Origin of the sequence: Streptomyces sp. NPDC006372 (assembly GCF_040612515.1) — a bacterium.
GTDB lineage: Bacteria > Actinomycetota > Actinomycetes > Streptomycetales > Streptomycetaceae > Streptomyces.
This window is the reverse complement of the sequence record NZ_JBEXQJ010000017.1, coordinates 118,456-141,004: the sequence shown is the minus strand read 5'-3', so window position 1 is coordinate 141,004 and position 22,549 is coordinate 118,456. Positions and strand designations below refer to the sequence as shown.

At 71.3% G+C, this 22,549-nt stretch carries 17 protein-coding genes and 1 pseudogene; 5 read left to right on the top strand and 13 right to left on the bottom strand.

Translation table 11 applies throughout. The features are described from left to right. Positions 1–5: 5 nt before the first annotated feature. Genes ABZ016_RS24395 through ABZ016_RS24385 form a run of 3 tightly spaced genes read right to left on the bottom strand, consistent with a single transcriptional unit; the run spans position 6 to position 3,694 of the window. The gene (locus ABZ016_RS24395; RefSeq protein ID WP_356918777.1) at positions 6–941 is read right to left on the bottom strand and encodes a carbohydrate ABC transporter permease; all 936 of its coding nucleotides are present in this window, start codon (positions 939–941) and stop codon (positions 6–8) included. After that, complete coding sequence (locus tag ABZ016_RS24390; RefSeq protein ID WP_356918776.1) at positions 938–1,972, bottom strand: ABC transporter permease subunit; 1,035 nt, start codon at positions 1,970–1,972, stop codon at positions 938–940. The genes ABZ016_RS24395 and ABZ016_RS24390 overlap by 4 nt, the downstream gene beginning before the upstream one ends. A gap of 27 nt (positions 1,973–1,999) precedes the next feature. Beyond that, positions 2,000–3,694, bottom strand: coding sequence for an extracellular solute-binding protein (locus tag ABZ016_RS24385; protein ID WP_356918775.1), 1,695 nt, complete (start codon positions 3,692–3,694; stop codon positions 2,000–2,002). A gap of 327 nt (positions 3,695–4,021) precedes the next feature. On the opposite strand from ABZ016_RS24385, the gene ABZ016_RS24380 reads away from it, so the two are divergent. Then, the gene (locus ABZ016_RS24380; RefSeq protein WP_356918774.1) at positions 4,022–6,859 is read left to right on the top strand and encodes a glycoside hydrolase family 3 C-terminal domain-containing protein; all 2,838 of its coding nucleotides are present in this window, start codon (positions 4,022–4,024) and stop codon (positions 6,857–6,859) included. A gap of 97 nt (positions 6,860–6,956) precedes the next feature. On the opposite strand, the gene ABZ016_RS24375 is transcribed toward ABZ016_RS24380, so the two are convergent. The 3 genes from ABZ016_RS24375 to ABZ016_RS24365 form a co-directional block, all read right to left on the bottom strand. After that, a complete protein-coding gene (locus tag ABZ016_RS24375) occupies positions 6,957–8,402 on the bottom strand; it encodes an aldehyde dehydrogenase family protein (RefSeq protein WP_356918773.1) in 1,446 nt (481 codons plus the stop codon). Between the two features lie 123 nt (positions 8,403–8,525). Then, positions 8,526–10,202, bottom strand: a complete 1,677-nt coding sequence (locus tag ABZ016_RS24370) for a PucR family transcriptional regulator (protein ID WP_356918772.1) — start codon at positions 10,200–10,202, stop codon at positions 8,526–8,528. A gap of 125 nt (positions 10,203–10,327) precedes the next feature. After that, complete coding sequence (locus tag ABZ016_RS24365) at positions 10,328–12,337, bottom strand: ATP-binding protein (protein ID WP_356918771.1); 2,010 nt, start codon at positions 12,335–12,337, stop codon at positions 10,328–10,330. On the opposite strand from ABZ016_RS24365, the gene ABZ016_RS24360 reads away from it, so the two are divergent. From ABZ016_RS24360 to ABZ016_RS24350, 3 genes and pseudogenes are all read left to right on the top strand, one after another. Further along, the gene (locus tag ABZ016_RS24360; protein WP_356918770.1) at positions 12,336–12,623 is read left to right on the top strand and encodes a hypothetical protein; all 288 of its coding nucleotides are present in this window, start codon (positions 12,336–12,338) and stop codon (positions 12,621–12,623) included. The two genes, ABZ016_RS24365 and ABZ016_RS24360, sit on opposite strands and share 2 nt — an antisense overlap. Before the next feature lie 237 nt (positions 12,624–12,860). Then, entirely contained in the window at positions 12,861–14,195 is a 1,335-nt protein-coding gene (gene gabT, locus ABZ016_RS24355) for a 4-aminobutyrate--2-oxoglutarate transaminase (RefSeq protein WP_356918769.1), read from the top strand. 105 nt (positions 14,196–14,300) lie between these two features. Further along, positions 14,301–14,501 (top strand): annotated as a pseudogene (locus ABZ016_RS24350) (phosphoesterase); the annotation flags it as partial. A gap of 35 nt (positions 14,502–14,536) precedes the next feature. Here ABZ016_RS24350 and ABZ016_RS24345 read toward each other — a convergent pair. Together ABZ016_RS24345 and ABZ016_RS24340 are read right to left on the bottom strand one after the other, a co-directional pair. Then, a complete protein-coding gene (locus ABZ016_RS24345) occupies positions 14,537–15,157 on the bottom strand; it encodes a DinB family protein (protein WP_356918768.1) in 621 nt (206 codons plus the stop codon). Between the two features lie 31 nt (positions 15,158–15,188). Further along, positions 15,189–16,865: an acyltransferase gene (locus tag ABZ016_RS24340; protein WP_356918767.1), complete on the bottom strand. Its 1,677-nt coding sequence runs from the start codon at positions 16,863–16,865 to the stop codon at positions 15,189–15,191. A 56-nt stretch (positions 16,866–16,921) separates the two neighbouring features. Between ABZ016_RS24340 and ABZ016_RS24335 the strand changes: the two genes are divergently transcribed. Beyond that, the gene (locus tag ABZ016_RS24335) at positions 16,922–17,635 is read left to right on the top strand and encodes a phosphatase PAP2 family protein (RefSeq protein ID WP_356918766.1); all 714 of its coding nucleotides are present in this window, start codon (positions 16,922–16,924) and stop codon (positions 17,633–17,635) included. Here the strand turns inward: ABZ016_RS24335 and ABZ016_RS24330 are convergent. The 5 genes from ABZ016_RS24330 to ABZ016_RS24310 all read right to left on the bottom strand — a co-directional run bounded on the left by ABZ016_RS24330 (position 17,632) and on the right by ABZ016_RS24310 (position 22,547). Continuing rightward, entirely contained in the window at positions 17,632–18,087 is a 456-nt protein-coding gene (locus ABZ016_RS24330) for a hypothetical protein (protein WP_356918765.1), read from the bottom strand. The two genes, ABZ016_RS24335 and ABZ016_RS24330, sit on opposite strands and share 4 nt — an antisense overlap. Positions 18,088–18,216: 129 nt before the next feature. Then, a complete protein-coding gene (locus ABZ016_RS24325) occupies positions 18,217–19,635 on the bottom strand; it encodes an FAD-dependent oxidoreductase (protein ID WP_356918764.1) in 1,419 nt (472 codons plus the stop codon). A gap of 18 nt (positions 19,636–19,653) precedes the next feature. After that, positions 19,654–20,454: an ABC transporter permease gene (locus ABZ016_RS24320; protein WP_356918763.1), complete on the bottom strand. Its 801-nt coding sequence runs from the start codon at positions 20,452–20,454 to the stop codon at positions 19,654–19,656. Continuing rightward, positions 20,455–21,384, bottom strand: coding sequence for an ABC transporter permease (locus tag ABZ016_RS24315; protein ID WP_356918762.1), 930 nt, complete (start codon positions 21,382–21,384; stop codon positions 20,455–20,457). It abuts the gene before it with no gap. Further along, positions 21,384–22,547 (bottom strand): ABC transporter ATP-binding protein, encoded by a 1,164-nt coding sequence (locus ABZ016_RS24310; RefSeq protein WP_356918761.1) that lies wholly within the window; start codon positions 22,545–22,547, stop codon positions 21,384–21,386. The genes ABZ016_RS24315 and ABZ016_RS24310 overlap by 1 nt, the downstream gene beginning before the upstream one ends. Between the last annotated feature and the right edge of the window lie 2 nt (positions 22,548–22,549).

Genomic DNA, 22,549 nt, shown 5'->3' with positions numbered 1-22,549 from the left:
TACGGTCAGCCCTTGACGGCTCCGGTGAGCATGCCCTTCCTGAAGTGCTTCTGGACGAACGGCGACAGAACGGCCACCGGCAGCAGCGCCATCACCATCACCGCCATCTGAATGGCCAGCCCCGACAGCTGCCCGGTCTTGATGGCCTGCCCCAGACCCACCGGCGCCTCCTGCCGCTGCACGAGCTGGATCATGACGTTCTGCAACGGCATCATGTCCTGGTCGTTCAGGTAGATCGACGCGTTGAACCAGGCGCTCCAGTACCCGACGGCGTAGAACAGCGTGATCACCGCGAGCACCGCCCGCGACAGCGGCATGACGATCCGCCAGAGAATCCGGAGGTCCCCGGCTCCGTCGATGCGCGCGCTGTCGATGAGCTCCTGCGAGATCCCCATGAAGAAGCCCCGCAGCACCAGGATGTTGAAGACGCTGATGGCACTCGGCAGGATCAGCGCGAGATAGCTGTCCGTGAGGCCGAGGGACTGCACCAGCAGGTACGTGGGGATGAGGCCGGCGCTGAAGAACATGGTCGCCAGCAGCGTCATCAGGATCCAGCGGTGGCCGAGGGTCCCGCTGCGGGACAGTCCGTAGGCGCACAGGACGGACACCGCCATCGAGAACAGCGTGCCGACCAGGGTGACGAGGATGCTGATGATCGCGGCGCGGGTGACCTGGCCGCCGCTGAGCAGTTCGCGGTAGGCGATGAAGGTGATGCCCTTGGGCACCATCACCAGGCCACCCGCCTCGTCGATGGTCTTCCGCGAGGAGAGGCTCGTGACGACCACGATCCAGATCGGGAAGAGGATCGCCAGGCAGGCGAACGCCAGGGCGACGCCCTTGCCCGCGAGGCCGGCCTTCGAGGGCTCCTCCTCCCACGCAGGGCGCGGCGGGGCGGCCCACGGGCGCGACTTGCTCGCCGGTTCGTCGATGACGGCGGTCACTTCTTGTACACCCCCTGCTCGCCCATGAGATGGGCCACCTTGTTCGCGGCGAGGACCAGGCCGATGCTGACCACGCCCTTGACGAGACCGGCGGCGGCCGCGTAGCCGAAGTCCTGGTTGCGTACGCCGTTCCACCACACGAAGGTGTCGAGGACCTCGCCCGCGCCCGGTCCGACGCCGTCGCGTTGCAGCAGGATCTGTTCGAACCCGACGGTCAGGGCGTCGCCGACGCGCAGCACGAGCAGGAGCGCGATCACCGGGCGCAGCGCGGGCAGCGTGACGTGCCACATACGGCGCCAGCGACCGGCGCCGTCCATCGCGGCGGCCTCGTACAGGTCCGGGCTGACCGAGGCCAGGGCGGCGAGGAAGACGATGATCCCCCACCCGGCGTCCTTCCACACGCTCTGCGCGGTGATCAGGAAGGGGAAGGTGTCCGGGTTGGTCATGATGTTGAGGCCGTCGTACCCGTTCTGGCGCAGCAGCTGGGACAGCATCCCGGCGCCGCCGAACATCTGCTGGAAGACGGCGACGACCAGCACCCACGAGAAGAAGTGCGGCAGGTAGAGCACGGCCTGCGCGACGGCCCGCACCCGGGGCCGGACCACGCTGTTGATGAGCAGCGCGAGCAGCACCGGGATCGGGAAGAACAGCACGAGCTGGACGAAGAACAGCACCAGCGTGTTCTCGACGGCGTTCCAGAAGGCGGAGTCCTCGAAGATCCGCTGGAAGTTCTCCAGACCCACGAAGGGGCTGTTCAGGATGGAGATGATGCCGTTGTCGCTGATGTAGGGGTCGTAGTCCTGGAAGGCGACGACGTTGCCGAGGATCGGCAGGTAGTTGAAGACCAGGACCAGCACGACGGCCGGCAGCGTCATGAGGATCAGGGCGCGGTCGCGTCTGAACCTGAGCCTCAGGCTCAGCTTGCCCGAGCCTCGTTCCTTCCGGTCCCCGGGGGCGCCGCCGGACGCCACCGGGGTCTTGACCGGCGTGCTGGCCTCGGTTCTGCTCCGAGGCACCGTGCTGTGGGACACGGCTGTTCTCCTTGCCTCGGAACCTGGTCAGCTCGCCGCCGGGCCGTTCTCGTCGAGAAGCTTCTTGTACCAGTCGCGCAGTTTGTCGCCGCCCTTGCTCTTCCAGTCGGAGACGGCCTGCTGCATGTCGCTGATCTTCTTGTGCCCGCGGATGATGTCGTCCTCGAGCTGCTCGAAGTTGTTGGCGAGGTTGGTCCAGCGGGAGGGCTCGGTGATCTGCAGGCCCCAGAACGACGACTTCTTGGTGAAGCCGCCCATCCGCTGCTCCCACTCGACCATGGCCTTGGTGTAGTCCGGGAGGTCGGGGTGTGCGGTGGTCGCGGCGGGGCTCGCCACCATGACGAAGGCGTTGATGACCTCGTTGTTGCCCTTGTCGTTCTTGACGGGGACGCCGTCCTTGATCGTGTAGTGGGTGCCCGCCACGCCGTAGTTGGTCATCATCCACTCCTTGGTGCCGTACGGCGCCGCGGTGACGTTGGCGACCGCCAGGGCGTCGCGGATGACGGACTCGGAGGCCTTCTTGTTGACGAAGGCGAAGATGCCGGCCGGGTTCTGGGCGTACAGCGTCGGGTCACCGCCGTCGTGGTTCCAGATGTCCATGCCCCAGATCTTGAAGTCGGGGTTCTGGGTGGCCTGGGAGGCCTGCTGGCCGTACCAGTTGACGATGTTGTTGTTCCAGATCAGGAACTCGCCGGCGGCGAACTTGGGGGCGGGGTCGGTCGCTTGGCTCTTGCCCAGCTTGAAGTCGGGGTGGACGACTCCGGCCGCGAACAGCTTGCGCGTCCACTCGATGGCTTCGAGGTACTCGGGGGTCTCGATGCGGTTGATCAGCTTGCCGTCGACCAGGTTCCACCAGAGGGGCTTCTCCCCGCCCCCGAGGACACCGAAGGTGTTCATGGCGGTCCACTTCATGTCACCGCAGGCCCAGCGCTTGGCCCTGGGGCTGGTGATCTCCTTGCACAGGGCCATGAACTCGTCCGCGGACCGCGGGACTTCGTAGCCCTCCTTGTCGAAGAGGTCCTGGCGGTAGAGGGGCACGATGGTCTGGACGGACGGGGCGGGCTGCGGCAGGCCCATCAGCTTGCCGCCGAAGATGGAGCGCTGCCAGGCGTCGCTGGGGATCGCCGCGAGGTTGGGGTACTCCTTGACCTTGTCCCCGGACAGGTACGGGCCGAGGTCGGCGAACTTGCTGATGATGGCGCTGGGTATCTTGCCCATCATGTTCCAGCTGGGGACGACCACCACGTCCGGGACGTCGCTGGAGGCGAGGACCGCGCCGAGCTTCTGGTCGTAGGTGTTGCCGTCCTGGTTCCGCCACTGGACGTCGACGCCGATCAGGTCGTTCATCGACGTGTAGTAGGGGTTGTTCTGCTTCGGGGGCGAGCCCCAGAACGGCGACATGACGGTGACCTTGCCGCCCTTGCCGAGCTTCTTCGCGACCGAGGTCTTGAGGGTGTCGACGTCGAGCTTGGTGGTGAAGCCCATCGACGAACCGTTCCTGGACGGGATGTCCGGCTTCACCACGCTGCTGGCCACGTAGCTGGGCAGGATCTTCTTGGCGTCCTTGCCCGAGGTCGTGCCGTCCCGCGACCCGCCGTCCGAACCGCCGCAGGCTGCGAGCAGCGGCATTCCCCCGGCCACCGCGGCGGTGGCGACCGCCGTGGAGGCGAGGAAGGATCTCCGGCTCGGTCCGGAGGAGGCGGAGGCGGCGTTCGGCGTCATTGCGTCAACCCTTCATGGCACACCAGGACACCCGGCGGAGGGCCGTCGGCTGCGGTGTCTCGAGTGGAACTGGCTGAGCTGAAGCGAGACTTCGACCCGTGAACCGGGGTTTCCCTAGTCGAAGCGCTTCGATGTTGGTGTGAGGTTAAGTGAACGCCCCAGGGTGCACAAGGGTCGTCCCCAAACTTCCTCCTAGGCACCAGAAAGGACCTTTCCTCATGCACCGCTTGAAGTGACGGCGTCGGTGTCTTGACACCCGACCCCTTGTCGAATGAGCATCGAAGCGCTTCGAAAGCGCCTCGCCGATCCACCGCAAGGGATCCCCACGTGACCGCACACACGCCTCCCACCCCACCGTTCCGCGATCCGCGGCTGCCCTTCGCGAAGCGCGTCGACGATGTGCTGGGGCGGCTCACCCTCGACGAGAAGATCTCCTTCCTGCACCAGTTCGCCCCGGCCGTGGAGCGGCTCGGCATCGCCGCCTTCCGCACCGGCCAGGAAGCGCTGCACGGCGTCGCCTGGATGGGCCCGGCGACGGTCTTCCCGCAGGCCGTGGGTCTCGGCGCGACCTGGAACACCGACCTCGTACGCCGGGTCGGCGAGGCGGTGTCCAAGGAGATCCGCGCGATGCGCGCCCGGGACGACCGGGTCGGCCTCAACGTCTGGGCCCCGACCGTCAACCTGCTGCGCCACCCCTTGTGGGGCCGCAACGAGGAGGGCTACTCCGAGGACCCGAAGCTCACCTCGGCGATCGCCACCGCCTACACACGGGGCCTGCGCGGCGACCACCCGACCTACTGGCGCACCGCGCCCGTGCTGAAGCACTGGCTGGCCCACAACAACGAGACGGACCGGTCCACGACGTCGAGCTCGGTGCGCCCCCGCGTGCTGCACGAGTACGACCTGCGGGCCTTCCGCGAGGCCGTCGAGGCCGGTGCGGTGGCCGGGGTGATGCCGGCGTACAACCTGGTCAACGGCCGCCCGAACCACGTCTCGCCGTACCTGCGCGAGCAGCTGCGGGCCTGGACCGAGGAGGAGCTGCTGGTCTGCTCGGACGCGGGGGCGCCGAGCAACCTGGTCGACTCCGAGCACTACTTCGACACGCACGAGGAAGCCACCGCGGCCTCGCTCGTGGCGGGCGTCGACAGCTTCACCGACCACGGCACGGACTCCTCCCAGATGACCGGGCGCCTGCGCGGGGCGCTGGAGCGGGGCCTGCTGAAGGAGGCCGACCTCGACACGGCCGTCCGCCGTCAGCTCTCGGTCCGCTTCCGGCTCGGCGAGTTCGACCCGGAGTACGACCCGCACGGCGCCACCAGCGAGTTCGACACCCCGGCGCACCGCGCCCTCGCGCAGGAGGCCGCCGAGCAGGCGGTCGTGCTGCTCAAGAACGACGGGGTGCTGCCGCTCGCCCCGGACACCCGGGTCGCGGTGGTGGGGCTGCTCGCCGACGAGTGCAAGCTCGACTGGTACAGCGGCACGCTGATCCACCGTTCGACCCCGCTGGAGGGCCTGTACGAGCGGTTCGGCGCGGAGCGCGTGGAGTTCGCGGAGGGCGTGGACCGGGTCCGGCTGAGGACCTCCACGGGTGCGTTCCTGCACGTGCCGGTGGCCGAGGGGGCCGCCGACGAGGCGCGTGGCGCCGAGGGTGCGCTCGACCCGGCACTGCTCGCCGGCCGCACCGACCTGCCGCCGCTCACCACCGACGCGACCGGCACCGAACTGGCCCTGGCCGACTGGGGCGAGGGCGTGCTGACCCTGCGCGCGCCCGACGGCCGCTACCTGTCGGTCGCCGGCGACGGCCGGGTCCGGGCCTCCGCCGACCAGCCGGGCGGCTGGGTCGTCCAGGAGACCTTCCGCCTGGAACCGCACGGGAACGGGCACCTCCTGAAGCACCTGGGAACGGGTCGCCATGTGTGTGTCTCCGCCGACGGCGTGAAGGTTGCCGACGAAGATCCCGAGGTGTTCGAGCTGGTCGTCGCCGAGCGCGGCGAGGAGGCGGTGGCGCGGGCCGCCGCGGCGGCCGACGTGGTCGTCGTGGTCGCGGGGAACGACCCGCACATCAACGGCCGCGAGACCGAGGACCGTACGACCCTGCGGCTGCCGGAGCACCAGGAGCGGCTGCTGCGGGCGGCCCGGGCGGCGAACCCGGCGACCGTGCTGGCGCTGGTGTCCGCGTACCCGTACGCGGTCGACCCGGCCGAACTCCCGGCCGTGCTGTGGACGGCGCACGGCGGCCAGGCGGCCGGTACCGCCCTGGCCCGTGTGCTGGCCGGTGACGTCTCCCCCGCCGGCCGTCTCCCGCAGACCTGGTACGCCGACGACGCCGACCTTCCCGGCCTCCTCGACTACGACGTGATCGGCAGCCGTCAGACCTACCTCTACTTCGAGGGCACGCCCCTGTTCCCCTTCGGGCACGGCCTGTCGTACACGTCGTTCTCGTACGGCGGCCTGACGGCCCGGACCGAGGGCGGGTCGGTGCACGTCTCCTTCACGGTCACCAACACGGGTGACGTCACCGCCGACGAGGTCGCCCAGCTCTACGCCCGGGCCGTGGATGCGTCCGTGCCGCGTCCGCGCCGCGAGCTGCTGGACCACCGCCGCGTCACCCTCGCGCCCGGAGAGTCGGCCGGTCTGGACTTCGAGATCCCGGTCGCCGCCTTCGCGTTCTGGGACGTGGCCCAGGACCGGTGGCGCGTGGAACCGGGCGGGTACGAGCTGCTGGCCGGGGCGTCCAGCGAGGACGTCCGGCTGCGTACGACCGTCACGCTCGACGGCGAGCCCACCCTGCCCCGAGCGGTCGTCGCGGGCGGTCTGGCGGCGGCCGGCTTCGACGAGCAGTCCGGCACAGAGATCGTCGACCGGACGAAGGTGTCGGGCGACGCGGTGACGCCGGCGGACGGGGTGCACGGCGAACTGGTGTATCGCTGCTGCGACTTCGGGCGCGGCATCACCGGGGTGACGGTGGAGGTGGCCGGCGAGGGGTCGGTCGAGCTGTCCCTCGACGGCGGCCCGGCCCTCGCGGTGCTGTCGCCCGCCTCGCCCACGTCAGGGCCGTACGACTACGTCTCGCTCGGCGCGTCCGTCGTCGCGGCGGGCGTGCACGACGTCCACCTCAGGCTGCGCGGTCCGCTGCGGCTCGCGCACGTCGGCTTCTCCGGTTGAGGGTCCGGAGCAGGCCGGCACACAGAAGGGGCCCGGCACCGGAAGGCATCGGTGCCGGGCCCCTTCACCCAGTCTACATGAAAATGATTCTCATGTACTAGAGGTTGATCCCGGTCAGGACCAGCACGCGCTCGTACGTGTAGTCCTCCATCGCGAACCGCACGCCCTCGCGGCCCACGCCGGACTGCTTGACGCCGCCGTACGGCATCTGGTCGGCGCGGTAGGACGGCACGTCACCGATGACGACACCGCCGACCTCCAGGGCGCGGTGGGCCCGGAAGGCGGTCTGGAGGTCGTGGGTGAAGACGCCCGCCTGGAGGCCGTACTTGGAGTCGTTGACCGCGGCGAAGGCCTCGGCCTCGCCGTTCACCTTCTGCACGGTGAGAACCGGTCCGAAGACCTCCTCGCAGGAGAGGGTGACGCCGGCCGGTACGTCGGCCAGGACGGTCGGCGCGTAGGAGGCGCCGTCGCGCTTGCCGCCGGTGAGCAGCGTGGCGCCTGCGTCGACGGCCTCCTGGACCCACGCCTCTACGCGCTGGGCGGCGTCCTCGCTGACCAGCGGGCCGACGTCGGTCGCGTCGTCGGACGGGTCGCCGGTGACCTGGGCCTCGACGGCGGCGACGATGCGCGGCAGCAGCCGGTCGTGGACGGCGGCGTCGGCGATGACCCGCTGGACGGAGATGCAGGACTGGCCGCCCTGGTAGTTGGAGAAGGTGGCGATACGGTTCGCCGCCCGGTCCAGGTCCTCGTCGCTCGCCCAGTCGGCGAGGACGACGGCCGCGCCGTTGCCGCCCAGCTCCAGGGTGCAGTGCTTGCGCGGCACCGAGTCCATGATCGCGTAGCCGACCTTCTCGGACCCGGTGAAGGAGATGACGGGCAGGCGCTCGTCCTGGACGAGGGCGGGCATCTTGTCGTTGGCGACCGGCAGGATGCTCCAGGAGCCCTCGGGCAGCTCGGTCTCGGCCAGGAGGTCGCCGATGATCAGACCGGACAGCGGGGTCGCCGGGGCCGGCTTCAGGATGATCGGGGCGCCGGCGGCGATGGCCGGGGCGATCTTGTGCGCGCAGAGGTTGAGCGGGAAGTTGAAGGGCGCGATGCCCAGCACGACGCCCTTCGGGAAGCGGCGGGTGAGGGCGAGCCGGCCCTGGCCCCCGAGGTCGGTGTCGAGCCGCTGGGCCTCGCCGCCGTTGAAGCGCCGGGCCTCCTCGGCCGCGAACCGGAACACGGACACGGCCCGTCCGACCTCGCCGCGCGCCCACTTCAGGGGCTTGCCGTTCTCGGCGGAGATCAGCCGGGCGATCTCCTCGGTGCGCTCGACGAGGCGCTTGCTGACGTGGTCGAGGGCGGCGGCCCGCACGTGGGCGGGGGTGGCGGCGAACTCGTCCAGCACGGCGTGCGCGGCGGCCACGGCCTCCTCGACCTGAGCGTCCGTCGGCACGCTGACCTGGCCGACGAGCCGCCCGTCCCACGGGGAGGTGACGTCGAAGGTCTCCTCGCCGGTGGCCTGGCGGCCGGCGAGCCAGAAGGCGTGGGTGGAAGTCATTCGGGTTCCGGCCCTTCGGCGTTGGGGGTGGTCCTGTTGCTGCGGGGTCCACGGTAGGCCGGTGGTGGCCGAAGGTCGTTTGTCCAACCCGTAGCAATGCGGGGCGCGGATACTACGGTTCGGCTACTCGGTGGAGGCGGCCTTCAGGGCGAGCCAGAGCTCCATCCGCGCGTCGGCGTCGTCCAGGGACCGGCCGAGGATCTCCTCGACGCGCCGCATGCGGTAGCGGAGGGTGTGGCGGTGCACGCCCAGGTCGGCCGCCGCCGCGTCCCACTGGCCGTGCCGGGACAGCCAGGCGCGCAGGGAGGCGACGAGATCGCCGCGGCCCGTGGCGTCGTGCTCGTACAGCGGCCGCAGCATCCCGTCGGCGAAGGCCCGCACCGCGTCGTCCGCCAGCAGCGGCAGCACGGATCCGGCCGCCATCTGCTCGTGCTCCACGAGGACGCGCCCGCGCCGCCGCGCCACCGACAGCGCCTGCTCGGCCTGCTTGTAGGCGGCGGACGCGGCGATGGGCCCGGCCGGCGCCGACAGACCCACGACCAGCTCGCTCTCCTCGCCGCCGGGCGCCTTCTCGCGTATGCCGGCCCGGGCCGTCTCCAGGGCGGCCGCGTACTCCCCGCAGGCCGCCGCGGCGGCACCGCGGTCCGCGGCCAGCACCACCAGCCGCTCCCCCTCCGGCACGACCAGGACGGCCTCGCCGGCCCGGGCCGCGGCGGACTCCATCACGTCGGTGAGCGCCGCCAGGGGGTCCGCGCCCGTGTCGGCCGCGGCGAGCGCGGCGGCCGACGTCCGCTCGACGGCCGGGGCACCGCCCGTCCGGGCCTCGGCGCGGGCCAGCGCGGCCGACGTCGACACCGGCACGCGCTCCGCGACCAGCATGCGGAACGGCGCGTCCAGCAGCCCGCCGTACAGGTCCCCGGCGACCGCACGCGCGTGGTCCGGCTCCCCGGCCAGCAGCATCCGCAGCACCGCCGCGCCGACCCGCTGCTCGGCCGCCTGGAGGGACCGGGAGCGTTCCGTGGTCAGGGTCAGCAGGGCGATGGCGGAGTGGACGGCGTAGCGCTCGGCGGTGCCGGGGGCGGCCGCCGTGCCCACGGCCAGGGCCGCCCGGGGGCGCCGGCCGGTGCCGACGGTGTGCAGTTCGACCCGGTCCTCGTTCTCGGGGCCGCCGACCACCGACGAGGCGGGCGCGGGCCGGTCCCGCAGCCGCTGCACGTCGCCGGTGAGCCGAGCGGCCCGCCGCCCCGCCCATTCCGGTGCCGTGGCGACGACGGCGCCCGAGGCGTCGTACAGCGCGGCCCAGCCGTCGACCTGGGCGGCCAGCGCGGCCAGCAGCCCCTCCGGCCCGCCCGTCTGCGCCTGCCGGGTCAGCTCGCGCTGGGCGGCGAACCCCGCCGTGACGGCGCGGTACTGGTCGGCGGCGATCGCGGCGGACACGGCCTTGCTTATGGCGAGGAAGGGAGTGCGGCGCGGGACCTCCAGAAGCGGCAGGCCCTCCTCCTCGGCCGCGTCGACGAGAGCCTTGGGGATCTCCTCGTAGGTGACGCCGACGGCGAAGCCGAGACCGACCACCCCGGCCCCGGCCAGCCGCCGTACGTAGCGGCGCATGGCCTCCGGGTCCTCGGCGTCCAGTTTCAGCGCGGTGACCAGCAGCAGTTCCCCGCCCTCCATGTAGGGGACGGGGTCGGCGAGCTCGCTGACGTGCGCCCAGCGGACCGGCACGTCGAGGCGGTCTTCGCCCGCCCGCACGGTCAGTTTCAGCGCGGAGTGGTGGACGAGCGAGGCGAGCGTCGGGGGCATGAGGCCTTCAGGTCTACGTCAGGGCTGTGTGTTCTTTGTGCTCTTTTGGCCGCTGCGTATGAACGACCTGTGACGATTCTGCCTCACCGTACGGTTCTCCGCGTACCCGTACCGCCCGGCGGACCTCAGCCCCGGAGATCCACCAGCAGCGGTGGCGCGTGCTCGCCCTTGACGTCGGTGAGCGACAGCACGGCGTGCCCGGCGGGCACCCCGTGCGCCAGCTCGGACGCGGACCAGCGCTCCCGCTCGACCTGCCGCACGGTCACCGCCCGCGCGGTCGGGGCCTTGCCGGTGATCACCCGGCGCAGCATGTGCACGGCCTTGCCCGCAGGCGTCTCCGCGATGATCTGCCGGTCCGTGACGTCCCGGGCCTCCGTCCACTCCTTGCCCCACACCTCGGCGAAGTCCTGCCCGTCCCACGGGGTGAGCCCGGACAGGGCCATCCGGCAGCCGGTGGCGCCGAGCAGCGGTCCGCGCAGCGGCCGGGCCACGTCGTCCAGGGTGCGCAGGGTGAGCACGACTCCGGCGTTGCCGGACCGCAGCCGCTGGATGCCGCGGACGGCCTCGGGCGTCACGACCCCGGTCGCGTCGTCGAGCACCAGGCAGGCGAACAACGACCGGTCCTCACGGACCGCGACACTCGCCGTGAACTGCGCGAGCACGAGGCGCGCCAGCATCCGGGAGGCGTCGGCGTGCCCCCGCTCGGGCAGGTCGATCCGCACTCGGACGGGGTGGTCGAGGGCCTTCAGGGTGAAGGGCCGGGTGGCGCCGGAGGTGTCGAAGAACGAGGCGAAGGCCGGGCGGTCCAGCAACGCGACCCGGTCCGCGAGCACCCCGCCGACGTCACCGGGCTGCCCCATCTGCCGCTCCCGGGCGTCGAGTTCCCGCAGCAGCGACTCCTGCCCGGCGTCGTGCAGCCCCTGCCGCAGAGCGGCGAACGGGCCCGGCGACCCGTCCAGCAGCTGGCGCAGCTCCGGCACGGACGGGAAACGCCCGTGCACCGCCCGGAACGGCCCGAGCAACTGGGCCAGGACGGTCGTCGAACGCCTGCTGTCGCTGCCCGGGTGCGGTTCGGCGAGGTCCCCGACCAGCGCCTCGGCGAGCACGGCGGCGGCCTCGTCCGGGTCGGTGGTCCCGCCGTACAGATCGAGGTCGTACTCGGACTCCTGGTTCCCGATCCGCACGACCACGTCGTACGCGTCGGCCGGCCCGAGCCCCGCCCCCGCGGCCCCCACCACGACGACGGCGGCCCGCCCGGCGAGAGCGTGCAGACACAGCGACTCGGCGACCGGCCGCACGACGGCACCGGTCTTTCCGGAGCCGGCGGGGCCGACGGCGACGAGCGAGGTGCCGAGCAGGTCGGGCCCGAGGGCGAGCCCCGCTCCCCGGTACGTGTACGGGTTGCGGGGGTCGTCCACGGCGGTGCCCAGCCGCACCTGCCCGGTGATCAGGTCGTGCCGGGCGAGCCGGGACGGGAGGTCACGCTCCCCGGAGGGGTGGAGGCAGGCGGCCGCGCCGTCCCGCAGGACGGTGGAGCTGAAGGTGGCGAGGCTGTGCCGCCCGGAGCGCACACCCTGCCAGGCGCGGAGGATCCGGGCGTGGTCGACGTCCCGCATCAGCCCGGAGCGTGCCTCGGCGGAGAGCCGCTCGGCGGCGTCCGCCATCCCGGCGGCGCGGAGCTCGTTCCACTCGGCCGGGTCGTCCTGCGGGGCCGGATGCGTCTCCTGGGACGCCTGCCTGCGGAAGCGGGGAACGACGAACCGGCGCCACACCTCGCCCCAGCGGCCGAGCCGGCTCACCCCGACCATGATCGCGAGGGCGACGAGCAGCTCGTACCCCTCGTACACCAGGAACGTGCCGGTCTCGCCGATGCCGCTGTCGCCACCGCGCCAGGCGTCGGGAACGATCAGGTCGAACGGGACCCACCACCAGTTGCCGAGGTAACCGTTCTGCAGCAGCGACCAGATCAGCCACCCCACCAGGAAGGCGACCAGGGCTCCGCTGAGCAACTGCCGGGTGGGGATCTGCTCGGGCTCCTCCGCGGGCCGCGGCCGGTGCCCGAAGCGCCACACGCCGGGCGACGCCTCGGGGCGGGGGGTGCGCAGCCAGGTCAGGAAGGAGGACCCGTCGGGCATGGGCGGCACGCCGGGAGCCCGGTCCGGCCGGGGCGGCACGGCGGAGCCTCCCGACGACGCGTCCCTGCCGCCGGGCGTGGCACTGTGCCCGCTCGGCGGCACGTGGTGCCCGCTCGGCGTCGCGCTGTGCCCGCTCGGCGTCGCGCTGTGCCCGTTGGGGGGCACGTTGTGGCCGCTCGGCGGCACCGCGGGCGCCTCCGGCGGTCCCGCCGGACGCGGCACGGGATTCGCATGCGTACCCCGCGCCTCCTGCGTCCCGTCGCTGTCCATCGCCCTTGCCCCCTGACCAGCCGCTGCGTCCACCATCAGCGAGCCAATCTAACGCCCTCCCCTGGGGAGTTCACCGCTTACACGGCCGGGTAGGGGACACACGGTCACGGGAAGCGCCATGTCCACCCCGGACAAGCCGTCCCACCGACAACGCCCACATGGAGCATGACCATCCCCCTACCCCCGCCCTAGCCTGCGAGAAAAGAAGCGAAGTGTCCCCACACTCCCGTCCGCACCACCCCAGGAGCCCCGCATGAGCGCACTTCCGCAGGAGCGTCGCGTCGTCACCGCCATTCCCGGTCCGAAGTCGCAGGAGCTGCAGGCCCGCCGTACCGCCGCGGTCGCGCAGGGCGTGGGATCCGTGCTGCCCGTGTTCACGGCGCGTGCGGGGGGCGGGATCATCGAGGACGTCGACGGCAACCGGCTGATCGACTTCGGCTCGGGCATCGCCGTGACCTCCGTCGGCGCCTCCGCCGAGGCCGTCGTGCGGCGGGCGTCCGCGCAGCTCGCCGACTTCACCCACACCTGTTTCATGGTCACGCCCTACGAGGGGTACGTCGAGGTCGCCGAGGCGCTCGCCGAGCTGACCCCGGGCGACCACGCCAAGAAGAGCGCGCTGTTCAACTCCGGCGCCGAGGCCGTCGAGAACGCCGTGAAGATCGCCCGGGCGTACACCAAGCGGCAGGCCGTGGTGGTCTTCGACCACGGCTACCACGGGCGCACCAACCTGACCATGGCGCTGACGTCGAAGAACATGCCGTACAAGCACGGCTTCGGGCCGTTCGCGCCCGAGGTCTACCGGGTGCCCGTGGCGTACGGCTACCGGTGGCCGACCGGCCCCGAGAACGCCGGGCCCGAGGCCGCCGCGCAGGCCATCGACCAGATCAGCAAGCAGGTCGGCGCGGAGAACGTCGCCGCCGTCATCATCGAGCCGGTGCTCGGCGAGGGCGGTTTCATCGAGCCGGCCAAGGGCTTCCTGCCGGCGCTCCGCAAGTTCACCGAGGACAACGGCATCGTCTTCGTCGCCGACGAGATCCAGTCCGGCTTCTGCCGCACGGGACAGTGGTTCGCCTGTGAGGACGAGGGCATCGTCCCGGATCTCATCACCACCGCGAAGGGCATCGCCGGTGGTCTGCCGCTCGCCGCGGTCACCGGGCGTGCCGAGATCATGGACGCCGCGCACGCGGGCGGCCTGGGCGGCACCTACGGCGGCAACCCGGTCGCGTGTGCCGGTGCGCTCGGCTCGATCGAGACCATGAAGGAGCTCGACCTCAACGCCAGGGCCAAGGACATCGAGGCCGTGATGAAGGCGCGCCTGTCCGCCATGCAGGAGAAGTTCGACATCATCGGCGACGTCCGCGGCCGTGGCGCCATGATCGCCGTCGAGCTGGTCAAGGACCGTACGACGAAGGAGCCGAACCCGGAGGCGACCGCCGCGCTCGCCAAGGCCTGCCACGCCGAGGGCCTGCTGGTCCTGACCTGTGGCACCTACGGCAACGTGCTCCGCTTCCTGCCTCCGCTGGTGATCGGCGAGGACCTGCTGAACGAGGGCCTCGACATCATCGAACAGGGATTCGCGCGTATCTGACGCCTTCGCCGCGCGGGCAGAGCGTGTGAAGAAGGTGTGCGAGGTGGATGACAGGAGGCCCTGGCCCTGTCCTCCGCCCCGGCGCCTGTCGTAGGTTCTAACCAGATGAGAGATACACCCCGCCCACAGGGGACTGTGGGTGACATCAGGCCGGGGCCTCCCCAGCTTCGACCTGGTCGTGCCCTCGCGCACACAAACGGAGCCTGAGGCTCTGGATCTCCTCACCGATCGGACGGTCGCCCGCCCCAAACCCCCCGGGGCGCGCGACGTTCCGGTCCGATCGGCCGCCCCGGAACCACCCCCCCCTGTTCCGGGGCGGCCGACCTCCCTCTTCCTCCTCTTCACGCACCCGCGCGGGACCGGCCGTCGCCGGCTTCCCGCGCGACCTGTTCCAGCCGGGCCCGGTGCTCCTCCCACCACTTCCGGTCGCCCTCCGGCACGCTGCCGGTGGCCTTCGTCAGGCCGACGCTCCCGTCGATGAGTTCGCGCACGATGTCGGCGTGCCCGGCGTGCCGCTGCGTGTCGGAGACGACCCGCACCAGGATGTGGTGCAACGTCACCTCCCGCCGTTCCTCGGGCCACCACGGGACGTGACCGGTGGCGTCCAGCGGCAGTGTCTCGATCGTGCGGTTCGCGTGCCGCCACGCCTGGCGGTAGAGCCCGACGATCTGCTCGCGTGACTCGTCGGCGGTGGCCCACATGTCCGCGTTGGGTTCGGCGTCCTCCGTGTACCACCAGGACGGCGGCGGTTCCTGGGTGAAGTACGGCCGTCCGAACGTGTCGCCGAAGTATCCGAGCTCCACTCCGGCGACGTGCTTGACCAGCCCGAGCAGATTGGTCCCGGTCGGGGTGAGCGGGCGGCGGACGTCGTACTCGGAGAGCCCTTCGAGCTTCCACAGCAGCGCGTCACGGGCGTCCTGGAGATAGCGGAGCAGGTCCGCTTTCGGGTTGGGTTCGGTCATGCCGCGCAGTCTCGCACCCGGGACTGACAGTTCATTCGGGCCGAGGGCCTGGGTCCGGGCGGTGGATGCCGCGTGGGCGATGGCCCAGGGCGTCGGCGAGGCCCAGGAGATCGGCCAGCAGCCAGACGATGGCGAGCCACATCTCCGTGCCCTGAAGGCCGGGCACGCGGCTGCCCGGGCCGGTGCCGTCGGGGGTGGGGCCGAAAGCGAAGCCCTGGTGCGGGTGCCATCGGCGGCATGCGGCGGTGAGCTGGGTCGTGGCCCAGGCCCGGGCCTCCTCGGCGCGATGGGTGCTCTGGCGGCCGCAGAGCCACAGGGGATGGATCACGTCCAGGACGTTGCAGGCGTTCTCCCGGCCCGGTGCGAAGTAGCGGGGGTCGCGTGCGTGGTCGAGGACCGTGTCGATCACGCGCTCCGGGTACGGCACGGGCAGGCCGAACTGGGCGAAGGAGCCCCGGGTGAGCCGGTAGTAGCCGTTGACCGTCTGCAGGCGTCCGGACTCCGGGGTGGGTGAGCCCCACACCCCGGTCCAGGGATCGGCGTGCGTGTGCAGCCAGCCGAACAGCGCCTCCAGCGCCCCGGGCGCGGCCGCTTCGGCACCGAGGCGCAGGTTCCAGTGCGCGGCGGTGGCCCAGGAGTCGACCCACGCCCCCGCGTGCCAGGCACGGTCGTTCCAGGGCAGTTCGGCCAGCTGCCGGACCAGCCGGTCCGCCGTGGTGGTGCGCACCGCGTGGACCGGGTGGGCGAAGGAACTGCCGAGCAGGTCCAGCGCGTAGCCGACGCACAGCACGTGATAGGCCGAGGCGCCGTCGTCCGGGATCCCCGCCGGTCCGGGGAGCGGCGGTGCCTCGCCGTACTCGGGGACCAGACCGGTGGCCGGGTCCTGGAGGGCGCGCAGTCGCTCCACGTGCTCGGCCGCGGACAGCTGGGGCGGCACCTCCCCGAGGAGCAGGTCGGCGATCTCGACGGCGTCGCAGTGCGCCCGCACGGTCGGCTCGGCGCCGGGCCGGTCGACGTACCGGCCGGTGCCGGGGTGCCGGCAGCGGTCGAGCAGGGCGGGGGCCTGCGCACGGGCGGTGGCCGCGAAGGCCGACAGTTCCTCGGCGAGTGCCGAGCCCGTCTCGGCGGCCCCGCGTGGCTGCCGCCGGTCCCGGATGCGCCGCGCCGGGTTGCCGGCCGCCACCGTCCACGCGGGCAGGTCCTTCGTGACGACCGCGCCGGCGCCGATGACGCAGTGGTCGCCGATGGTGACGCCGTCCACCACGACCACGTGGGAGCCGATCCACACGTCGTCGCCGACCGTGATCCCGCGGCTGGTGACGGGCTGCTGATGCACCGGCAGGCCGGGCGCGGTCCCGTGGTTGAAGCCGAGCAGCGAGCTGTGGGCGCCGACGCGCACCCCGTTCCCGAGGGTGACGGTGCCGCGCACCACCGTGAAGGGGTTGATCGTGCAGTCGGCGCCCAGGCGTATGTCGCCCGTGACATAGGCGTGGGCCGCGATGTACGAACGGTCGCCCAGGTGCAGGACGTCCGGGTGCACGGCGGCCGTCCCGGCGATGAAGCAGTTCTCGCCGAGTCGCACCCGACCGGCCCCGGTGAGCTCCTTCTGTCTCCGTTCCTGTGCCGCGCGCTGCGCGTCCGAGGCCTGCTCGGCGAAGAGCCAGGGGCAGTGGTCGAAGAGGCCGTCGGCGTTTTCCGGGTGGTTCACGAGATCCTCCGCAGCGGCCGCGAGTGGACGTCTGTGCTCGTGCCAAGCTGTGCCCCATGCCGATCCCCGCGAACCAGGAACGCGACGACCGCACCGCGCGGGACAGGAGCACGCCGTCACGGCCGGGCCTCCTCGCCCTCCTGGCCGGCTTCCCTGCCCTCCTCTTCGCCCTGGTCACCTGGCAGGTGGTCGTGCACGGTCCGCTCGTGGCGGCCGACGAGCGCCTCAGCCGCCTCCTGATCGACCCGGACCGCTGCTCCGAACTCCTCGCCGACCTCGGCAACGTCCAGGTCGCGGTCCCGGTCCTCGTCATCACCCTCGGGTACGTCGCCCTGCGGACCCGCCGTACGGCCCGCTGGTGGCTGCCCGTCACCGCCGCGGCCCTCCTCATGGCCCTGGTCCCGGCGCTGATCATCCCGCTCAAGAGACTCACGGACCGTCCGGGCACCCCGGCCGTTCCGCCGGGCACCGGCTACTACCCCTCGGGCCACACCGCCACCGCCGCCATCGCCTACGGGTGCGCCGCCCTGCTCCTGATCCCCCTGCTCCGCACCGCCTTGGCCCGCCGCGCCCTCGTCACCTGCTGCGTCGCCCTCGTGCTCGGCACCAGCTACGGTCTGGTCCGCCGCGGCTACCACTGGCCACTGGACGTGGTGGCCAGCTGGTGCCTGTGTGCGGTGCTGCTCTCGTCCTTGTGGCTGTTCCTCCGGCGAACGGCGGCCGGCCCTCGGACGGACGACTCCCCCCGCACCACCGCGGCGGTGCCCTAATCGCCGTTCCCCAGGGCCATTCCCGCCGCCGCCTCGTGCATCGCCAGCTCCAGCAGGGCCGGGTCCGTCAGCGTGCCCGAGCCGTCCGGGGGGACGAGCCAGCGGACGCCGCCGGGTGACGCGCGGCCCGGGTACGGCACGACGATCCAGGTGCCGGCGCCCGCCGTGCGGATGCCCGTACCGAGCCAGCGGCTCGCGGTGCCCGGCGGCACGAAGAACCCCATGCGCTGGTCGCCGAAGTCGACGAGCACGGGGCCCGGCCGGCCGAGGACGCGGGTGAGCACGTCGAGCGTGCGGTAGCCGAGTTCGCCGGGCAGGATGAGCACGTCCCAGGCGCTGCCGGCCGGCAGCAGGGCCACCCCGAGCGGGCTGCGTTCCCACTCCCGGCGGCAGGCCCCGGGATCGGGTGCGACGGATGCGAGCCACTCGACCGCCGTGTTCGTCCCTGTCATCGGGAAGACCCCCTTCTCTCGTGAAACGCGCGCACGCTCAGCGCGTCACGAGGGAGAAGGAGGTCTCCTGGTGGTCATTACGCGGGTTCCGGCACCTCGTTGGAGTGAACCGGCTCACACCCCGCCGGTTCAGCTGTCGAAGCCCAGGCCCAGCCGGTCCATCGTGCGCAGCCACAGGTTGCGCCGACCGCCCTGGGCGTCCGCCCGGGCCAGCGACCACTTGGTGAGGGCGATCCCGGTCCAGGCGAACGGCTCGGGCGGGAAGGGCAGGGGCTTCTTGCGGACCATGTCCAGTTCCGTGCGCTCGGTGCGCTCACCGGAGAGCAGGTCCAGCATCACGTCGGCGCCGAACCGGGTGGCCCCGACCCCGAGCCCGGTGTACCCGGCCGCGTAGGCCACCTTGCCCTGGTGGGCGGTGCCGAAGAACGCCGAGAAGCGGGAGCAGGTGTCGATCGCCCCGCCCCAGGCGTGGGTGAAGCGGACGCCCTCCAGCTGCGGGAAGCAGGTGAAGAAGTGCCCGGCGAGCTTGGCGTAGGTCTCCGGCCGGTCGTCGTACTCGGCGCGGACCCGGCCGCCGTAAGGGTAGACCGCGTCGTAGCCGCCCCAGAGCACGCGGTTGTCGGCGGACAGCCGGAAGTAGTGGAACTGGTTGGCGCTGTCCCCGAGTCCCTGGCGGTTCTTCCAGCCGATGGACGCCAGCTGTCCCTCGGTGAGCGGCTCGGTCATGAGGGCGTAGTCGTAGACCGGGACGGTGTACGAGCGGACCCGCCGGACCAGGCTGGGGAAGATGTTGGTGCCCAGGGCGACCTGGCGGGCCCGGATCCGGCCGTAGGGGGTGCGTACGGCCATGCCGGCGCCGTAGGGCTTCAGGGTCAGCGCGGGGGTGTGCTCGTGGACGCGGACACCCAGCTTCACACACGCCTGTTTCAGGCCCCAGGCGAGCTTCGCCGGGTGCAGCATGGCGACGCCCCTGCGGTCCCACAGGCCGGCCTGGAAGGTGGGTGAGTTCACCTGCTCCCGTACCGCCTCGGCGTCCAGGTACTCGACGTCCTCGGCGAGGCCGCGGCGGACCGTCTCCTCGTGCCAGTCGCGCAGTTCCCTGGCCTGGTACGGCTCGGTGGCGACGTCGATCTCGCCGGTGCGTTCGAAGTCGCAGTCGATGGAGTGCCGGGCGACCGCCGCCTCGATCGCGTCGAGGTTGCGGGCGCCGAGCTCCTGGAGCCGGTGGATCTCCTCGGGCCAGCGGGCGAGGCCGTTGGGCAGGCCGTGGGTGAGGGAGGCGGCGCAGAAACCGCCGTTGCGGCCCGAGGCGGCCCAGCCCACCTCGCGGCCCTCCACCAGCACCACGTCCCGTCCCGGGTCGCGTTCCTTGGCGAGCAGCGCCGTCCACAGTCCGCTGTAGCCGCCGCCGACGACCAGCAGGTCGCAGGTCTCGGAGGTGGTGAGGGCGGGTTGGGGGCGGGGCCGGCCGGGGTCGTCCAGCCAGTACGGCACCGGCTGGGCGTCGGAAAGCGAACGGGTCCAGCGATTCATGGCGCCAGGGGCCATGATGTCAACTCCCTACGGTCATGCCTTTTGTCTGTTGCGGCGATTGCCGACAACCATGGAAGTCAGGACGAACAGTACGGCGACGACGAACATGGCCGTGCCGATGACATTGATCTGGACGGGCGTTCCGCGCTGCGCCGAGCCCCAGACGAACATGGGGAACGTGACGGTCGAGCCGGCGTTGAAATTGGTGATGATGAAGTCGTCGAAGGAGAGGGCGAAGGCGAGCAGCGCGCCCGCCGCGATTCCCGGGGCGGCGATCGGCAGGGTGACGCGGACGAACGTCTGGAACGGTCCCGCGTACAGGTCCCGTGCCGCCTCCTCCAGTTTGGGATCCATCGACATGACGCGGGCCTTGACGGCGGTGACCACGAAACTAAGGCAGAACATGATGTGCGCGATGAGGATCGTCCAGAAGCCCAGCTGGGCGCCCATGTTGAGGAACAGGGTGAGCAGCGAGGCGGCCATGACGACCTCGGGCATCGCCATCGGCAGGAAGATCAGCGAGTTCACGGCGCCGCGGGCGCGGAACCGGTAGCGGACCAGTGCGAAGGCGATCAGGGTGCCGAGGAGGGTGGCGCCGAGGGTCGCCCAGACCGCGATCTGGAGGCTGACGGAGAGCGAGCCGCAGAGGTCCGAGACGCCGCACGGGTCCTTCCAGGCGTCCAGGGAGAATTTCTGCCACTCGTAGTTGAAGCGTCCCTTCGGTTTGTTGAAGGAGAACACCGTCACGATGACGTTCGGCAGCAGGAGATAGCCGAGTGTCAGCAGTCCCGCGATGACGACGAGATTTCTTTTCAGCCAGTTGACGAGAGGCATTCAGACCAGATCCTCCGTCCCGGACTTGCGAATGTAGAGGGTGACCATGAGGAGAATGGCGGCCATGAGGATGAAGGAGAGTGCCGCGGCCGTCGGATAGTCGAGCACTCTGAGGAACTGCGTCTGGATGACGTTGCCGACCATGCGGGTGTCGGTGGAGCCGAGGAGGTCGGCGTTGACGTAGTCGCCGGCCGCCGGGATGAAGGTCAGCAGCGTGCCGGAGACGACACCCGGCATCGACAGCGGGAAGGTGACCTTGCGGAAGGTCGTCGAGGGTTTCGCGTACAGGTCCCCGGCGGCCTCGTGGAGCCGGCCGTCGATGCGCTCCAGCGAGGTGTAGAGCGGCAGGATCATGAACGGCAGGAAGTTGTACGTCAGTCCGCAGACCACCGCGAGCGGGGTGGCGAGGACACGGTCGCCCGCGGTCCAGCCGAGCCAGTTGGTGGCGTCCAGGATGTGCAGCGTGTCGAGGGCGCCGACGAGCGGGCCGCCGTCCGCGAGGATCGTCTTCCAGGCGAGGGTGCGGATCAGGAAGCTGGTGAAGAACGGCGCGATCACCAGGATCAGGATCAGGTTCCGCCAGCGGCCCGCGCGGAAGGCGATCAGATACGCGAGCGGGTAGCCGAGCAGCAGGCACAGGATGGTGGCGGTGCCCGCGTAGAGCACGGACCGGACGAACTGCGGCCAGTACGCGGACAGCGCGTCCCAGTACGTGGCGAAGTGCCAGGTGACCTTGTAGCCCGCCTCCAGGGAGCCCGTCTGCACGGACGTGGAGGCCTGGTAGATCATCGGCAGCGCGAAGAAGACGAGCAGCCAGAGGATGCCGGGGAGCAGCAGCCAGTACGGCGTCCAGCGGCCCCTGCGCTTCGGGGGCTTCGGCTCGGGTGCTTCGGGTGCGAGCGGCGGTGGCGCCTCGGTGAGTGTCGACATCAGGCCGCCTCTTCCACTCCGGCGTCCGCGTCCTGGCTCGCGTCCAGGCCGAAGGTGTGCGCGGGGTTCCAGTGCAGGACGACCTCGGCGCCGGGCACGAGCCGCGGGTCGCGGTCGATGTTCTGGGCGTAGACCTCGAAGTCGGAGCAGACGGGGCTGTCGACGACGTACTGCGTGGAGACGCCGATGAAGCTGGAGTCGGCGATCTTCCCCGTGATGCGGTTGCGGCCGTCGGGGATCTCGCCGGCGTCGTCCGCGTGGGTGAGGGAGATCTTCTCCGGGCGGACGCCGGCCAGTACCTTGCCGCCGGTGGTGGTGGACGCCCCGCACCGGGCCTCGGGCAGAACGAGTTTGCCGCCGCCCGCTTTCAGCACGATCTCGTCGCCGCTCCTGGAGTCGATCTCGGCCTCGATGAAGTTGGAGGTGCCGAGGAAGTTCGCGACGAAGGTGGTGCGCGGGTTCTCGTAGAGGTCGGTCGGCGCGCCGAGTTGCTCGACGCGGCCCGCGTTCATCACGGCGACCGTGTCGGCCATGGTCATGGCCTCCTCCTGGTCGTGCGTGACGTGGATGAAGGTGATGCCGACCTCGGTCTGGATGCGCTTGAGCTCCAGCTGCATCTGGCGGCGCAGCTTGAGGTCGAGGGCGCCGAGCGGTTCGTCGAGGAGCAGCACCTTGGGGTGGTTGATGAGTGCCCGGGCCACGGCGACGCGCTGCTGCTGGCCGCCGGAGAGCTGGTGCGGCTTCTTGCGGGCCTGCTCGCCGAGCTGGACGAGCTCCAGCATGTCCTCGACCTGCTTCTTCACCGACTTCCATCCGCGCCGGCGCAGTCCGAAGGCGACGTTCTCGAAGATGTCGAGGTGCGGGAAGAGGGCGTACGACTGGAAGACGGTGTTCACCGGGCGCTTGTACGGCGGCAGGGCGGTCACGTCCTGGTCGCCCAGCGACACCGTCCCGGAGGAGGGTTCCTCCAGGCCGGCGATCATGCGCAGGGTGGTGGTCTTGCCGCAGCCGGAGGCGCCGAGCAGGGCGAAGAAGGAGCCCTGCGGCACGGTCAGGTCGAGCGGGTGGACGGCGGTGAAGGCGCCGTAGGACTTGGCTATGCCCGTGAGGCGGACGTCGCCGGTGGCGTCTGTCCGGGTCGTCTTGGTCGTCTTGGTCGTCATCG

Coding starts and splice junctions, on each gene's coding strand:
- ABZ016_RS24360 (WP_356918770.1), top strand. CDS start 12,336: ATGGGCGGCACGCCGGGAGCCCGGTCCGGCCGGGGCGGCACGGCGGAG.
- ABZ016_RS24325 (WP_356918764.1), bottom strand. CDS start 19,635: ATGGCCCCTGGCGCCATGAATCGCTGGACCCGTTCGCTTTCCGACGCC.
- gabT (WP_356918769.1), top strand. CDS start 12,861: ATGAGCGCACTTCCGCAGGAGCGTCGCGTCGTCACCGCCATTCCCGGT.
- ABZ016_RS24320 (WP_356918763.1), bottom strand. CDS start 20,454: ATGCCTCTCGTCAACTGGCTGAAAAGAAATCTCGTCGTCATCGCGGGA.
- ABZ016_RS24385 (WP_356918775.1), bottom strand. CDS start 3,694: ATGACGCCGAACGCCGCCTCCGCCTCCTCCGGACCGAGCCGGAGATCC.
- ABZ016_RS24315 (WP_356918762.1), bottom strand. CDS start 21,384: ATGTCGACACTCACCGAGGCGCCACCGCCGCTCGCACCCGAAGCACCC.
- ABZ016_RS24345 (WP_356918768.1), bottom strand. CDS start 15,157: ATGACCGAACCCAACCCGAAAGCGGACCTGCTCCGCTATCTCCAGGAC.
- ABZ016_RS24330 (WP_356918765.1), bottom strand. CDS start 18,087: ATGACAGGGACGAACACGGCGGTCGAGTGGCTCGCATCCGTCGCACCC.
- ABZ016_RS24310 (WP_356918761.1), bottom strand. CDS start 22,547: ATGACGACCAAGACGACCAAGACGACCCGGACAGACGCCACCGGCGAC.
- ABZ016_RS24370 (WP_356918772.1), bottom strand. CDS start 10,202: ATGCCCCCGACGCTCGCCTCGCTCGTCCACCACTCCGCGCTGAAACTG.
- ABZ016_RS24365 (WP_356918771.1), bottom strand. CDS start 12,337: ATGCCCGACGGGTCCTCCTTCCTGACCTGGCTGCGCACCCCCCGCCCC.
- ABZ016_RS24335 (WP_356918766.1), top strand. CDS start 16,922: ATGCCGATCCCCGCGAACCAGGAACGCGACGACCGCACCGCGCGGGAC.
- ABZ016_RS24375 (WP_356918773.1), bottom strand. CDS start 8,402: ATGACTTCCACCCACGCCTTCTGGCTCGCCGGCCGCCAGGCCACCGGC.